Origin of the sequence: Janthinobacterium sp. PSRC1-1 (assembly GCF_049897525.1) — a bacterium.
In the GTDB taxonomy this organism is placed as follows: Bacteria; Pseudomonadota; Gammaproteobacteria; order Burkholderiales; family Burkholderiaceae_D; genus Janthinobacterium; species Janthinobacterium tructae.
This window is the reverse complement of sequence record NZ_JAFCWK010000007.1, coordinates 318,479-333,577: the sequence shown is the minus strand read 5'-3', so window position 1 is coordinate 333,577 and position 15,099 is coordinate 318,479. Positions and strand designations below refer to the sequence as shown.

Annotated in this window: 7 protein-coding genes; all 7 read left to right on the top strand. The window is 67.5% G+C overall.

Going from position 1 to position 15,099, the window contains the following annotated elements; all coding sequences use genetic code 11:
* Positions 1 to 12 precede the first annotated feature (12 nt).
* The 7 genes from ACP7DW_RS17870 (at position 13) to recD (ending at position 15,098) form a co-directional block, all read left to right on the top strand.
* Entirely contained in the window at positions 13 to 651 is a 639-nt protein-coding gene (locus ACP7DW_RS17870; RefSeq protein WP_426056006.1) for an ANTAR domain-containing response regulator, read from the top strand.
* A gap of 157 nt (positions 652 to 808) precedes the next feature.
* Positions 809 to 1,987 (top strand): CmpA/NrtA family ABC transporter substrate-binding protein, encoded by a 1,179-nt coding sequence (locus tag ACP7DW_RS17865; RefSeq protein ID WP_426056005.1) that lies wholly within the window; start codon positions 809 to 811, stop codon positions 1,985 to 1,987.
* A gap of 14 nt (positions 1,988 to 2,001) precedes the next feature.
* Positions 2,002 to 2,781 (top strand): uroporphyrinogen-III C-methyltransferase, encoded by a 780-nt coding sequence (gene cobA / locus ACP7DW_RS17860; protein ID WP_426056004.1) that lies wholly within the window; start codon positions 2,002 to 2,004, stop codon positions 2,779 to 2,781.
* A 203-nt stretch (positions 2,782 to 2,984) separates the two neighbouring features.
* A complete protein-coding gene (locus ACP7DW_RS17855) occupies positions 2,985 to 5,972 on the top strand; it encodes a CHASE domain-containing protein (RefSeq protein WP_426056003.1) in 2,988 nt (995 codons plus the stop codon).
* Positions 5,973 to 6,047: 75 nt separating this feature from the next.
* Positions 6,048 to 9,491, top strand: coding sequence for an exodeoxyribonuclease V subunit gamma (gene recC, locus ACP7DW_RS17850; protein WP_426056002.1), 3,444 nt, complete (start codon positions 6,048 to 6,050; stop codon positions 9,489 to 9,491).
* The gene (gene recB / locus ACP7DW_RS17845; protein WP_426056001.1) at positions 9,488 to 13,150 is read left to right on the top strand and encodes an exodeoxyribonuclease V subunit beta; all 3,663 of its coding nucleotides are present in this window, start codon (positions 9,488 to 9,490) and stop codon (positions 13,148 to 13,150) included. The genes recC and recB overlap by 4 nt, the downstream gene beginning before the upstream one ends.
* Entirely contained in the window at positions 13,140 to 15,098 is a 1,959-nt protein-coding gene (gene recD / locus ACP7DW_RS17840; protein ID WP_426056000.1) for an exodeoxyribonuclease V subunit alpha, read from the top strand. The genes recB and recD overlap by 11 nt, the downstream gene beginning before the upstream one ends.
* The last annotated feature ends 1 nt before the right edge of the window (position 15,099 follow it).

The window sequence follows — 15,099 nt, the reverse complement described above, 5'->3', positions numbered from 1 at the left end:
CAGATCGCTCCCATGACGTCCAGCCGTACCCAGCCTTTGCGCATCGTTGTCGTCAACACTATTGTCGAGCACGGTGTGCACGCGGACGCGGCATTGGCTGCCCAAGTGCAGCGCGGCAATGCCTTGCGCATCGGCTTGCTGGAATCGGGTTTCGACATCGTCGCCTCGCTGCCAGCCGACCTCTACCTTCCCGAGCGCATCGCGCAACTGCAGCCTGATCTCATCATCATCGATGCCGAATCGGATGCGCGCGACGTGCTCGAACACATCGTCATCGCCACGCGCGACGAGCGCCGCCCCATCGTCCTGTTCACGGAAGACGGCGCCACGGCCAGCATCGACGCGGCCATGGCGGCCGGCGTGTCCGCCTACATCGTCGCCGGCCTGCAGGCCGAGCGCATTCAACCCGTGCTGAACGTGGCGCTGGCGCGCTTTCGCCAGGAAGAAAAACTGCGCGCCGAATTGCTCGACACGCGGCACAAGCTGCTCGAGCGCAAGGTGATCGAGCGGGCCAAGGGCCTGCTGATGACGCATCAGGGCTTGACGGAAGAGCAGGCTTACCAGCGGCTGCGCAGCATGGCGATGAATAAAAAGCTGAAGCTGGCGGACATTGCCCAGCGTATCCTCGACGTGGAGGACTTGCTGGGATGAATCGTCCATTACCTGATACATGCTGGTGCAGTGCACCATCGCGGTGCGTCTCCGGCTGCCTCGGGCGGGGCATGCGCAGGCATGGTCCTTGCTGCTGGATGGGCATGACCCTGCCCATGTCGGCGCGGCAAAACAGTACTTATCAGCAAGGAATGGTATGACAGAGAAAATGGCGGACAGCGTCCAATTGGTACGCACGCTGCAGCCGGAAAAGCAGACGATACGCATCGGCTACCTGCCGCTGGCCGATTGCGCCTCGCTGGTGATGGCCTCGAAGCTGGGCCTGGATGAAAAATACGGCATCAAGATCGAACTGAGCCGGGAGATGTCGTGGGCCGGCGTGCGCGACAAATTGAACAATGGCGAACTCGATGCGGCCCACGTGTTGTACGGTCTCGTGTATGGCGTGCAGATGGGCATCGGCGGGCAGCAGCGCGACATGGCCGTGCTGATGAACCTCAATCACAGCGGCCAGGCCGTGACATTGTCGGCGGCGCTGGCGCGCGAAGGCGTCCACGATGGCCTCACCCTGGCGCGGTACATGGGCGCTGCGGCGCGGCCGTTTGCGTTCGCGCATACTTTCCCGACCGGCAATCACGCGATGCTGCTGCAATACTGGCTGGCCGCGCATGGCATCGATCCGCTGCGCGACGCGCGCGTGATGACGGTGCCGCCATCGCAGATGGTGGCCGCCTTGCGCGCTGGCCAGATGGATGGCTTTTGCGCGGGCGAACCGTGGGGCTACAAGGCCATCGTCGATGGCGTGGGCGTGACGGCCGCCAGCAGCGGCGCCATCTGGCCCGACCATCCGGGCAAGGTGCTGGGCACCAGCGCCGCGTTTGCGCGCCAGCATCCGAACAGCTGCCGCGCCCTGATCGCCGCCGTGCTCGAGGCGGGCCGCTGGATCGACGCCAGCGACGCCAACCGGCTGGCCATGGCGGCCACCCTGGCCGAGCCCGCTTATCTGAATACGCCGCAGGAAATGCTGGCGCCGCGCATCCTCGGTCACTACCAGGATGGCCTGGGCAAGACCTGGGACGAGACGCACGGTTTGAAGTTTTATGGTGCCGGCGCCGTGAATTTCCCCTACTTGTCCGACGGCATGTGGTTCATGACCCAGCACCGGCGCTGGGGCTTGCTGCGCGACGAACCCGATTACCTGGCGGTGGCAAGGCAAGTCAATCGCCTCGACCTGTACCGTCAGGCGGCGGAAATGACGGCCACGCCCGTACCAAAATCCCCCATGCGCAGCTCGACCCTGTGCGACGGCGTCGTGTGGGACGGCAGCGCGCCGGAAGCGTACGCGGCATCGTTTGCCATCGGCCATTTTTTCTGATTGGAGACTGCATCATGGCGCAATGTGGAAGTGTGACCCTGGTCGGCGCCGGTCCCGGCGACCCGGACCTGTTGACATTAAAAGCGGTGAAGGCCATCGCGCGGGCCGGCGTGGTGCTGATCGACGACCTCGTCAATCCAGCCATCCTCGCGCATGCGGCACAAGGCGTGCGCGTGGTCGAGGTGGGCAAGCGGGGCGGCTGCGCTTCCACGCCGCAAGCCTTCATCGAGCGCCTGATGCTGGCCGAGGCGCGCGCCGGACAGCATGTGGTGCGCCTGAAAGGGGGCGACCCGTACCTGTTCGGGCGCGGCGGCGAAGAGCGCGCCTACCTGCGCAGCCACGGCGTAGCCGTCGAGGTCATCCCCGGTATCAGCAGCGGCCTGGCCGCGCCATCGTCCATCGGCGTGCCGCTGACGCACCGCAGCTGGAGCCAGGGCGCGATCTTCGTCACGGGCCATGGCAAGGATAGCGCTTCCGAGCCGAACTGGGCGGCATTGGCGCAAAGCGGCCTGACCCTGGTCATCTACATGGGCGTGGCGCGGGTGGCGGCCATCCAGGCGGGCTTGCTGGCCGGCGGCATGGCGCCCGGCACGCCCGTGGCCGTGGTGCAATCGGCCAGCTTGCCGGCGCAGCGCGAATTGCTGAGCACTTTGCACGCTTTGCCCGCCGACTTGCTGGCCAGCGGCCTGGGCAGCCCCAGCATCATCGTCGTGGGCGACGTGGTGCGCTGCGCCGATGCGTGGGATGCGCATGGCGCCGGCGCCTTGCTGGCAGGCGTGCTGCGGGAGGCTTAAGCACCAGGTGTTTTCCAGTGCAACCATCATGCGCGTTTTTTTTCTTGCACAAGCGCGTCGGGCGTGAGCTTTGATAGTATCCTCGTGCTTGCTGGGTGGCCGGAGTGCCGCACATTCGAGGAAACCGGAATAAGCGATTGACAATGCACACTTTGAGCAAGGGCGGGGCGGGACCAGGCGTCAGGATCTGGGCAGGTGGGCTGTTGCTGGCTTTGGCGGTGGGCGGCGCCCTGTACGCGGGCGCGGCGCGCACGGTCAATGACGACGCCGAACAGCGTTTCGACAACCTCACGCACGCTGCCCAGCATAGCCTGGCCACGCGCGTCAAAAGCTATTCCGACCTGCTGCGCGGCCTCGAAGCGCTGTTTCGCACCAGCGAGCAGCTGACGCGCCGCCAGTTCCACGATTACGTGGCCGGCCTCGATATCGCGCGCCAGTTCCCCGCCATCGAATCGGTCAACTATGCGGTGGCCGTCCCGTCTGCGCAGCGCGCCGCCTATATCGAGGCCGTGCGCCGCGACACCAGCCTGGCGCCGCGCGGCTATCCCGCCTTCACCATCCGCCCGCCTGGCGAGCGACCCGAATACACGGTGCTCACTTACCTGGAGCCCGATTCCCTGCTGGCCGAACGCATGGGCGTTGATATCGGCGCCAACCCGCTGGTGGCGCAAGCCCTGGCGCAGGCGCGCGACAGCGGCGAAGTCAGCGCGTCGGGGCAGGTGATCATGATCAAGGGACCGCCCGCGCATGTGGGCCTGGGCATGCGCCTGCCCGTGTACCGCAATGGCATGCCGCAAGGCAGCGTGGCCGAGCGCCGCGCCGCCTACCAGGGATCCGTGGGCATCGGCTTTGGCGTGGCGCAACTGGTGCACAGCGCGCTCGAACGCAGCGCCCTGGAACCGCTGCACCTGACCCTGTACAGCGCGGTCGAACCTCTGCCGGCCCAAGGCGTCCTGCGCATCGCGCCGCAGGACCGTCTGCTGTTCAACGATGACGGCGACCTGGCGGCAGCGCCGCCGCAACCGGGCGGCGATGCCGCGTATTTCGACCAGGTCCTGCCCATCGTGTATCAGGGGGGCGTATGGAAAGCCCATTTCCGCGTGCGCAAGGCGGAGCTGTACAGCCCCTTTGACCGCTATTTCCCGTGGCTGGCGCTGGCCGTCGGCGTGGCCGGCACCCTGCTTATTTATGGCTACATCTTTACCCTGTACCGTTCGCGCCGCAACGCGGTGGCGCAGCGCACCCTGCTCGATACGGTGCTCGACAGCGTCGATGCCTACGTCTACATGAAGGATGAAGACCTGCGCTACCGCTACGTGAATGCGCGCACGGCGGCCATTCTGGGCCGCTCGGTGGACCAGGTGATCGGCCGCCAGGATGGCGAGTTGATGCTCGGCGATGCGGCCGCCGCCGCGCAGCTGACCGAGCGCCAGGTGTTCGACAGCGGCGCCAAATTCGTCGGCGAAGAGCGCTTCGTCGATGCGCAGGGCCAGGTGCACCATCTGTGGAGCGTGAAGGTGCCGCTGGGCTTGCCCGGTCCCGTCACGGGCCTGATCGGGCTATCCACCGACGTGACGGAGCTGCACCGGCTGAAGGAGCAGGCCGATGCGGCCAGCCAGGCCAAGAGCGACTTCCTGTCGAACATGAGCCATGAAATCCGCACGCCGATGAACAGCATCATCGGCATGGCGCACCTGGCGCTGAAATCGGTGGCCGATGCGCGCCAGCGCGACTATCTGCAAAAAATCTTCCATTCGGGCCAGCATTTGCTGGGCCTGATCAACGACATCCTCGACTTTTCCAAGATCGAGGCGGGCAAGCTGGAGCTGGAAGTGCTGGACTTCCGCCTCGACACCCTGCTGGCGAATATCGCCAGCCAGCTCGGCGATGCGGCCGCCGTGAAGGGCTTGGCGCTGCAGTTCGATATCGCGCCCGAGTTGCCGCAGCGCTGGCGCGGCGATCCGCTGCGCCTGGAGCAGGTCTTGCTGAACCTGACCAGCAACGCCATCAAGTTTTCCGACAACGGCAGCATCTTCGTGCGCGTGCGCCAGTCGGAGGAACGCGGCAGCCACGCCATGCTGCGCTTCGAAGTGCAGGACCGCGGCATCGGCATGAAGCAGGAAGAGGTGGCGCAGCTGTTCCGCTCCTTCCACCAGGCCGATCCCTCGACCACGCGCAAGTATGGCGGCAGCGGCCTGGGGCTGGTGATCAGCAAGCAGCTGGTGGAACTCATGGGCGGCAAGGTGGGCGTGTACAGCCAGCCGGGCCAGGGCAGCACCTTCTGGTTCACGGCGCGCCTGGAGAAAAGCGCGCAAGCGGGCGATGAACGCATCACCGAGGTCGAGCCCGAGGTATTGGACGTGATCCGTGGCGCCTCCATCCTGCTGGTGGAAGACAACGTCTTCAGCCAGCAGGTGGGTTGCGAACTGCTGGAAGACGCCGGCGCCACCGTCTGCATCGCCAGCAATGGCCGCGAAGCGCTGGACTTGCTGACCCGCCAGCGCTATGACTGCGTGCTGATGGACGTGCAGATGCCGGAGATGGACGGCTTCGAGGCGACGCGCCGCATCCGCGCCGACCCCAGGCTCAGCGGCCTGCTGGTGATCGCCATGACGGCCAATGCGGGCAGCGAAGACCGCGCCCGCTGCCTGGCGGCCGGCATGGATGAATTCGTGACCAAACCGATCGCCCCGAATCTGCTGTTCCGCCTGCTGGCGAAATGGTTTCGCCTGCGTGGCGGCATCGGCGGCATCGGCAGCCTTGCTCATGCGCGCGTGGGCGACAGGCTGGCGGCGCTGCCGAAAGCGCCGCCGTCGGCCGCCGCGCCGGACTTGCGCGACATGGCCGTCCTCGATCTGACCACCCTGGCGCTCACGTTCAGCAATGACGCCGTGAAGATGCGCAAATACACCCAGCTGTTTCTCGATACGGCGCGTGACGGCATCGCTGAAATGGAGCAGGCCATGGCGCTGGAAGACCTGGGGCGCCTGGCCGACCTGGGACACCGCAGCAAATCATCGGCGCTGGCCGTGGGCGCCCATGCCTTCGCCAGCCTGTGCGTGTCGATCGAACGCTTGCGCCTGGGCGGCGACCTGCAGCAGGCGCGCGCCTTGCTGACGGCCCTGGGGCCGGCGCTGGCGCTGGTGGCGGAACAAATTTCCATGGAATTTGCCGTCAGCGACGCCCCCTGACGCAGGCAGCGGCGATAATATGCGTTTGACGTCTCCGGCCACCCGGCCAGAGACGCGGCAACCCATCGGATCAGCATGCATACTCCCGTCACGCCCGGCCTTCTCATCCTGCATGGCAACCAGCTGGAACAGCTGCGCGCCGCCGTCTTCCAGTGGCTGCGCCAGCATCCGCTGGCGCCGTTGGAAACGGATATCTTTCTGGTGCAGTCGAACGGCGTGGCCGAATGGTTGAAGATCGCCCTGGCCGAGGAGATGGGGGTGTGCGCCGCCACGCGCATCGCGCTGCCGGCGCGCCTGCTGTGGGAAGGCTACCGCGGCATGCTGGGGCGCGAGCGCGTGCCGCGCGTGTCGCCATTTGATAAATCGCCGCTGACCTGGCGCCTGATGCGCCTGTTGCCGTCGCTGCTGGCCGACCCGGTGTTTGCGCCGCTGCGCTACTTCCTTGCCGATGGCGATAGCGAACGCCGGCTGCAGCTGGCCGAGCGCCTGGCCGATTTGTTCGACCAGTACCAGGTCTACCGCGCCGACTGGCTGGCCGATTGGGCGGCGGGGCGCGACCAGCTGCGCACGGCGCGCGGCGAAGCTATCCCATTGAAGGAAGACCAGCGCTGGCAGGCGCAGTTGTGGCGCGCCGTGGCTGCCGACGTCGAGGCCTTCGAGCGCGACACGGGCCGCGCCGACATCCACGACGCCTTCCTGGCGGCGATCGCCGCCGGCGATGCGCCTGCCGGCAAGCTGCCGCGCCGCGTGGTGCTGTTTGGCGTGTCGGCCCTGCCATACCAGACCTTGCAGGCGCTGGCCGCGCTGGCGCGCCACACGCAGGTGGTGCTGGCCGTGCCCAATCCGTGCCAGTTTTACTGGGGCGACATCATCGACGGGCGCGACTTGCTGCGCGCGGAAAACAAGCGCCAGCGGCAGCGCAACGGCACCGACCTGGCGCAAATTCCGCTCGAAGCGCTGCATGCGCACAGCCATCCGCTGCTGGCCAGCTGGGGCAGGCAAGGGCGCGATTTCATCCGCATGCTCGACGAGTTCGACGAACACGCGCAAGCCGAGGGGCGCGACGACAGCCTGCGCATCGACCTGTTTGGCGAAGAAACGGGCGAGACCCTGCTGCAGCAGGTGCAGGTGGCCATCCGCGAACTGCGCCCGCTGGCCGAGCATGAGCAGGTGCCTCCCGAGGCCGGCGACCGCTCGATCGAATTTCACGTGGCGCACAGCGTGCAGCGCGAAGTGGAAGTGCTGCATGACCAGCTGCTGGCCATGTTCGCGCACAGCGCCGAAACGCTCTTGCGTCCGCGCGACGTGGTGGTGATGGTGCCCGACATCGACACGTTCACGGCCGCCATCCACGCCGTCTTCGGCCAGTACCGGCGCAATGACGAGCGTTTCATTCCGTTCGAGATCGGCGACGTGAAGGACCGCAGCGTCAATCCGCTGCTCGTCGCGCTCGAATGGCTGCTGCAGCTGCCGCAGCAGCGCTGCCGCCAGAGCGAAGTGCGCGACCTGCTCGACGTGCCCGCGCTGGCGGCGCGCTTCGGCCTGCAGCCGGACGAGCTGCCCACCCTGGGCGCCTGGATCGAAGGGGCGGGCGTGCGCTGGGGCCTGGACCAGGCGCACCGCGCCGGCCTGGGGCTGGGCGCGGCCGGGGAACAGAATGCGTGGATTTTCGGCGTGCGGCGCATGCTGCTCGGCTATGCCAGCGGCAGTGGCGCCAGCTTTGGCGGCATCGAACCGTATGCGGAAGTGGGCGGCCTCGATGCGGCGCTGGCGGGCTCGCTGGCGCAGCTGGTCGAGGCGCTGCTGCACTGGCGCAGCGTGCTGGCCGGCGCGCACACGCCAGCCGAATGGGGCGTGCAGGCGCGTGCGCTGCTGGCCGCCTTCTTTGATGCCGACGACGAGGGCGACCGTCTGACCCTGGCGCAGCTCGAAGGCGCCTTGCAGGGCTGGCTGGAAACCTGCGAGCATGCGGGCTTTGTCGAGCAGGTGCCGCTGTCGGTGCTGCGCGTGGCGTGGCTGGGCGCGCTCGACGAGCCGACCCTGAACCACCAATTCGTCTCCGGCGGCGTGACCTTCTGCACCTTGATGCCGATGCGCGCCGTGCCGTTCCGCGTGGTGTGCCTGCTGGGCATGAACGATGGCGACTTCCCGCGCCGCGCGCAGAAGGCCGATTTCGACTTGCTGGCGCTGCCCGGCATGGCGCGCCCGGGCGACCGTTCGCGCCGCGACGATGACCGCTACCTGATGCTCGAAGCCTTGCTGGCCGCGCGCGACAAACTGTATGTGAGCTGGGTGGGGCGCAATGTGCGCGACAATTCCGAGCAGCCGCCGTCCGTGCTGGTGTCGCAGTTGCGCGATTACCTGGCCGCCGGCTGGTCGCTGGACCGGCATTTGGCAAGCCTGACGACCGAGCATGCGCTGCAGCCGTTCAGCCGCCGCTATTTCGAGGCCGATGGCTTGCTGACCTACGCGCGCGAATGGCGCGTAGTCCATACCGATGCCGATGCGGCCGATGCGGCCGATGCGCAAGCGCAGGCCGCCGTGCTGCCGCTGGGCCCTTACGAGCTCGATCCCGGCATGCGCTTGAAACTGGGCGAGCTGGCCAGCTTTTTGCGCCAGCCCGTCAAATACTTTTTCCGCCGCCGCCTGAGCGTGTATTTTGCCGATGCGGCCATGCTGGGCGAGGATGAAGAGCCGTTCGGCCTGAATGCGCTCGAGCGCTATCTGCTGGAAGACACCATGCTCGACGACGGCGGCGCCGTCGAAGCGCTGGACGACGTGCGCGCCAGCCTGCAAGCGCGCGCGCAGAAGCTGGCGCGCGAAGGCGTGCTGCCCATCGGCCTGATCGGCCAGCAGGTGCAGGCGCAGCTGGTCGAGGCGCTGGTGCCCGTGCGCAGCGCGTGGCTGTCCTTGCGCGCCTCGTTCCCGCTGGCGGCCGACAAGCGCGCCATCAATTTGCCGTTTGGCGAACTGCAGATCGACGACTGGCTCGACAAATTGTGCAGCAACGGGCAGGAGACGGCCTGGCTGATGCAGATTTCCTCGAAGGTGACGGACAAGGGCGGCCTGGCGCGCGGCGACAAGCTGATGCTGATGTGGCTGCGCCAGCTGGCCGCCGCCGCCCTCGGCTTTCCCGTCACCGGCTATCTGGTGGCGCGCGACGCCATCGTCAGCATGGCGCCGCTCGATCCGGCCACGTCGCGCGAGGCGCTGGCCACCTTGCTGGCGCTATGGCGCGAAGGCATGAACCATCCGCTGCCCACGGCGTGCAAGACGGGCCTGGCGCTGGTGCAGCAGGGCGACCCGCGCGCCGTCTACGATGGCGGCTTTGAACTGTCTGGCGAGCGCGATGAACTGTGCCTGGCGCGCCTGTGGCCCGAGTTTTCCGCCTTGGCCGCCGAGGAGGCGTGGCAGGACTGCACGCGCGAGCTGTATGGCCCGCTGGCCGACTGGCTGCAACAACACATCACGATCGACCCGATCAGCGCGCCCAATGATGGCGCGGGAGAAGAACAATGACGAGCCATCTGCTCAACCCCCTGGCGTTCCCGCTGCACGGCTCGCGCCTGATCGAAGCCTCGGCCGGTACCGGCAAGACCTGGACCATCGCCGCGCTGTACGTGCGGCTCGTGCTGGGACACGGCGACGACGACAGCCGCTTTACGCGTCCCCTGCTGCCGGCCGACATTTTGGTGATGACGTTTACGCGCGCCGCCACGCGCGAATTGTCGAACCGCGTGCGCGAACGCCTGATCGAGGCGGCCGCCTATTTCCGCCACGAATCCGGTGGCCGCGATCCGTTTCTCGACGCCTTGCTGGAATCCTATCCGGACGAAAACGAGCGGCAAAAGGCCGCGCACCGGCTGATGCTGGCCGCCGAGACGATGGATGAAGCGGCCATTTTCACCATCGACGCCTGGTGCCAGCGCATGCTGCGCGAGCACGCGTTCGACAGCGGCAGCCTGTTCGACGAAGAACTGGTCAGCGACGAGCAAGCGCTGTTCGAGGATGCGGCCCACGATTACTGGCGCCAGCAAGTCTATCCCTTGCCGCCGCAGGCGCTCGACGTGCTGCTGGCCTGTTGGCCCGATGTGGGGGCGCTGAAGAAAGGCGCGCGCGAGCTGGCGCGCCGCGCGGACATCATGGGCATGGCGCACGAGGAACCGTTGTCCGCGCTGATCGCGCGCGAACAGCGGGCGCTGGCCGCGCAGCTGGCCACGCTGAAGGCGGGCTGGGTCGAGCGCGTGGACGGCATGGCCGCCTGGATCAACGACCATCGCGCCGCCAATCCCAAGTGTTTTAACGGCGTCAAGATGAAGCCGGAGAACCTGGCGAAGTGGTTCGATGGCTTGCGCCGCTGGGCGCAAGATCCGCTGCTGCTGCAGCCGGCCATCACGGCCAAGGCGTGGGAGAGATTAACGCCGTTCGGCATCGAGGATGCGTTTGCCAAGAGTTTCACGGCCCAGGTGCCCGAGTGCTTCGCGCATACCGAGGCGCTGGGGCTCGCCCTGGCGGCCTTGACGCCGCTGACGCACACGCTGCACCTGCATGCGGCGGCGGCCATCGCGCGGCGCATGGATCAGTTAAAACGCCAGTCGCGCCAGTTCGGCTTTGCCGACATGCTGCAGCGCTTGCACGATGCGCTGGCGGGCGAAAACGGCGCGGCCCTGCGCCAGCGCATCGTCGATCAATACCCGCTGGCGATGGTCGATGAATTCCAGGATACGGCGCCGGCGCAGTACCAGATCTTCAATCTGCTGTACCGCATTGCCGACAACGACCCGGCCTTGGGCCTGTTTTTGATCGGCGACCCGAAGCAGTCGATCTACGGCTTTCGCGGCGCCGACATCCAGAGCTACCTGGCGGCGCGGCGCGCCACCGCCGGCCGCCATTACCAGCTGGGCACCAATTACCGCTCGACGGCGCCGCTGGTGGCGGCCGTCAACCAGCTGTTCCTGCACGCCGAGCGCGCCGAGGTGCCGGCCGGTGCTTTCCGCTACCGCAAAGGGGATGACAATCCGCTGCCGTTCGAGGCCGTCGACGCCAAGGGCCGCGATGAATGGCTGGTGAACGCCGGCGGCCCGCTGCCGGCCCTGCTGGCCGCCTGCGCCAGCGATGCAGGACTGCGCGGCGACAGCTACCGCGAGTATTTCGCGCAGCATTGCGCCGAACACATCGTCGCCATGCTGGGCGATGCGCAAGCCGGTTTCACCGGCCCCGACGGTTTTACGCGCCTGCAGCCGGCCGATGTCGCCATCCTCGTGCGCGACCGCAAGGAAGCGGCGGCCATCCGCCGCGCGCTGGCGCGCCGCCGGGTCGCCAGCGTCTACCTGTCCGACAAGGATTCCGTCGTCGACAGCGAGGAAGCGCAGGACGTGCTGCGCTGGCTGGCGGCGCTGGCCAACCCGCTCGACGGCGGGCTGGCGCGCGCCGCGTTTGCCACGCGCACCATCGGCCTGTCGCTGGGCGAGCTGGCGCGCCTGTCGAGCGACGAGCTGGAATGGGAGCGGCGCGTCGAGCAACTGAAGGCCCTGCATTTGATCTGGCAGCGCCAGGGCGTGCTGGCCATGCTGCGCCGCTTCATCCACGAACTGCAGCTGCCCGCCATGCTGCTGCAGCAGACGGGCGGCGAGCGGCGGCTGACGAATCTGCTGCACCTGGCCGAACTGCTGCAATCGGCCAGCCGCCAGCTCGATGGCGAGCAGGCGCTGATACGCTGGCTGGCCGAGCAGATCGCCGGTGAAGGCGAGGGTGGCGACGAGCGCGTGCTGCGCCTGGAAAGCGATGCGGAGCTGGTGAAAGTCATCACCGTGCACAAATCCAAGGGCCTCGAATACCCGCTCGTGTATCTGCCGTTCGCCGTCACGGCGCGCAAGGTGGATAAACGCAACCGCAGCTTCTTCGACTATGCGGATGAAAAAGGCGAACGCCGCCTCGACCTGTCGCTGTCCGACGAAGCCATGGCGGCGGTCGAGGAAGCGCGCATCGAGGAAGACTTGCGCCTGCTGTATGTGGCCCTGACGCGCGCGCGCCACTTCCTGTGGCTGGGCGTGGCCGCCCAGGCGGCGCGCAAGGCGGGCGAGAACACCTTGCACGAATCGGCGCTCGGCTACCTGCTGACGGGCGGCGACAAGCTGCCGTCCGACCAGTTGCTGCTGCGCTGGCAGCAGGTGGCGGGCGATTGCGACGCCATCTACGTGGGCTCCCTGGCGCAGCCCGATGCCTGCACGGTGCTCGACCGCGTCGAGCGGCGCCCCGAGCTGCGGCCCGCGCCCGTGTTCGTGGGCGAGTTCGAACGCGACTGGTCGGTGGGCAGCTTTACCTCGTTGACGCGGCAGATCGGCGCCATGGCGCCCGCGCACGTGCCGCAGCGGGCGCTGGAAGAGACCTTGCTGGAAGATGGCACGGCTGTGGCCGTGGTCTCGCCGATGCACATGGGCGACGCGCCATGGCACCGCTTCCCGCGCGGTTCCGTGCCCGGCAATTTCCTGCACGAGCAGCTCGAGTGGATGGGCGGCGAAGGTTTTGATGGCGTCCACGATGCCAATTTCGACACGCGCCTGGCGGCGCGCTGCGAGCGGGCGGGCTGGGGGCACCGCCAGGAAGACGCCATCGCCTGGCTCAGGGAAATCGCCGTCACGCCGCTGCCGCTGCTCGATGCGTCGCTGTCGCAGTTGGACAGCACCCTGTCCGAGATGGAGTTCTGGTTCCCCAGCGAGCATTTGTCCACCGCAGCGCTCGACCAGTTGTGCACGCGCTTGCTGCTCGATGGCGCGCCGCGTCCCGTGCTGCCGCGGCGCCAGCTGCACGGCATGCTGAAAGGCTTTGCCGACCTGGTCATCGAACGGGATGGCCGCTACTGGGTGCTCGACTACAAGTCGAATGCGCTGGGCCCCAACGACGCCGCCTACCACACGCAAGCGCTGGCGGCCGGCATGGCGCAGCACCGCTACGATATCCAGGGCGCCATCTACATGCTGGCCCTGCACCGGCTGCTGAAAAGCCGGCTCGGTGACGCGTATGACCCGGCCGAGCACCTGGGCGGCGCCATCTTCCTGTTCCTGCGCGGCATCGCGAATGCGGACACGCACGGCTGCTACTGGCTGGCGCCGCAGCGGGAACTGCTCGACGGACTCGATCAACTGTTATCTGAAGAAGCGGAACATCATGCAGCATAGTGAGCACATGAATGCCTTGTTGACCCACATCGACGGCGTTGCCGAAGATGGCCACCTGCGCCGCCTGAGCGCCGCCTTTGCCCGCTTCATCGCCAGCCTGGACGAGCAGGCGCCGGATGCCGCCGCCGTGGCCGTGGCCTGCGTGGTGCTGTCCGAGCTGGAAGGGCGGGGGCATAGCTGTCTGATGCTGGCTGAGCTGGCTGGCGAACCGTCGCAGCTGCTGGGCTGGAGCGAGGAGCTGTGGCATGCCGTGCTGGCCGTTTCCGGTCCGCTGCCCGCATCGCTTGACGGCTGGCGCGCGCTGCTGGCCCGCGCGCCGCAGGTGTGGCAGGTGGATGCGGCCGATATGCGCCAGCCGCTGGTGCTCGACGGCGATCGCCTGTACCTGCGCCGCTACTGGCGCGACGAGACACTGGTCGGTGAAAAGATCGCCGTGCGCGCGCAGGGTTTGACGAATCCGCCGCTGGCGCAGGTGCGGCAATGGCTCGACATCCTGTTCGACCAGCCCACGCAGGACGCTGGCCCGGACTGGCAAAAGGTGGCGTGCGCCATCGCCCTGCGCGGCAAGGTGGCCATCATCACGGGCGGTCCCGGCACGGGCAAGACGTACACGGTGGCGAGCCTGTTGACCCTGCTGTTTGCCGTCTCGCCGCAACCGCAGCAGCTGCGCATCGCGCTGGCCGCGCCGACCGGCAAGGCGGCCGCGCGCCTGAAGCAGTCGATCGACAAGGCGCTGGAAGGCTTGGCGGCGAAGGCGGGTGCAGCCTTGCCCCTGCTGGAACTGGCGCGGCGCATGGGCGCGGCGCGCACCCTGCATAGTTTGCTGGGCGCGCGGCCCGACACGCGCGCCTTTGCCCACCACGCGGGCAATCCGCTCGAGGTCGACGTGCTGATCGTCGATGAAGCGTCGATGGTGCACCTGGAGATGATGGCCTCGGTGCTCGACGCCTTGCCGCCGACGGCCATCCTGATCCTGCTGGGCGACAAGGATCAACTGGCGTCGGTGGAAGCGGGCGCCGTGCTGGGCGACTTGTGCCACGATGCGCAGGCGGGCGGCTACACGCCGGCCACCATCGCGTATGCGCAGGCGGCCAGCGGCGTGGCCATTCCAGCCGCCTTCGCAGGGTCGGCCGGCGCGCTGGCGCAGCAGACGGTGATGCTGCGCCACAGCCACCGCTTCAGCGGCCCGATCGGCGAGCTGGCGCTGGCCGTGAATGGCGGCAGGCCCGATCTGGCCAGGGCCTGCTTCGCCGGCGATAGCGGCGGCCAGCTAGCGTGGACGGTGCCGGCGCAGCAGGAAGACGTGCTGCGCCTGGCCTTGCGCGGACGTCCGGATGCGCCGGGCGGGTATCAGCCGTATCTGCAACTGGTGCATGCCGGCGAGGCGGCGTACGCGCAGCATGACGACTGGGTGCGCGCCGTGCTGCACGCATTTGAAGCGTTCCGCATCCTGTGCGCCGTGCGTGAAGGCGAGTGGGGCGTGGCGGGGCTGAACACGGCCATCGAACTGCGGCTGGAAAAAGAGGGGCTGATACGCCGCAGCGAATGGTATGTGGGGCGCCCCGTGATGGTCACGCGTAACGACTATGGCACGGGCGTGTTCAATGGCGACATCGGATTGACCTTGCGCGACCCGGCGCGGCCCGGTTCCCTGCGCGTGTATTTTTTGGAAGGCGAGAACGTGCGCAGCGTGCTGGCCACGCGTTTGCGCCACGTGGAAACGGCGTTCGCCATGACCGTGCATAAATCGCAGGGCTCGGAATTTCGCCACACGGTGCTGGTGCTGCCGCAGGAGGGCGGCGCCATGCTGGCGCGCGAACTGGTCTATACGGGCATCACGCGCGCGCGCGACTTCTTTACCCTCGTCTCGCCCACGCAAGCCGTACTGTTCGACGCGATTTTGCGCCGCACGCAGCGCGCCAGCGGGCTGCGCGGCTTGATCGGCTGAG

Coding starts and splice junctions, on each gene's coding strand:
- recD (WP_426056000.1), top strand. CDS start 13,140: ATGCAGCATAGTGAGCACATGAATGCCTTGTTGACCCACATCGACGGC.
- cobA (WP_426056004.1), top strand. CDS start 2,002: ATGGCGCAATGTGGAAGTGTGACCCTGGTCGGCGCCGGTCCCGGCGAC.
- ACP7DW_RS17870 (WP_426056006.1), top strand. CDS start 13: ATGACGTCCAGCCGTACCCAGCCTTTGCGCATCGTTGTCGTCAACACT.
- recB (WP_426056001.1), top strand. CDS start 9,488: ATGACGAGCCATCTGCTCAACCCCCTGGCGTTCCCGCTGCACGGCTCG.
- ACP7DW_RS17865 (WP_426056005.1), top strand. CDS start 809: ATGACAGAGAAAATGGCGGACAGCGTCCAATTGGTACGCACGCTGCAG.
- recC (WP_426056002.1), top strand. CDS start 6,048: ATGCATACTCCCGTCACGCCCGGCCTTCTCATCCTGCATGGCAACCAG.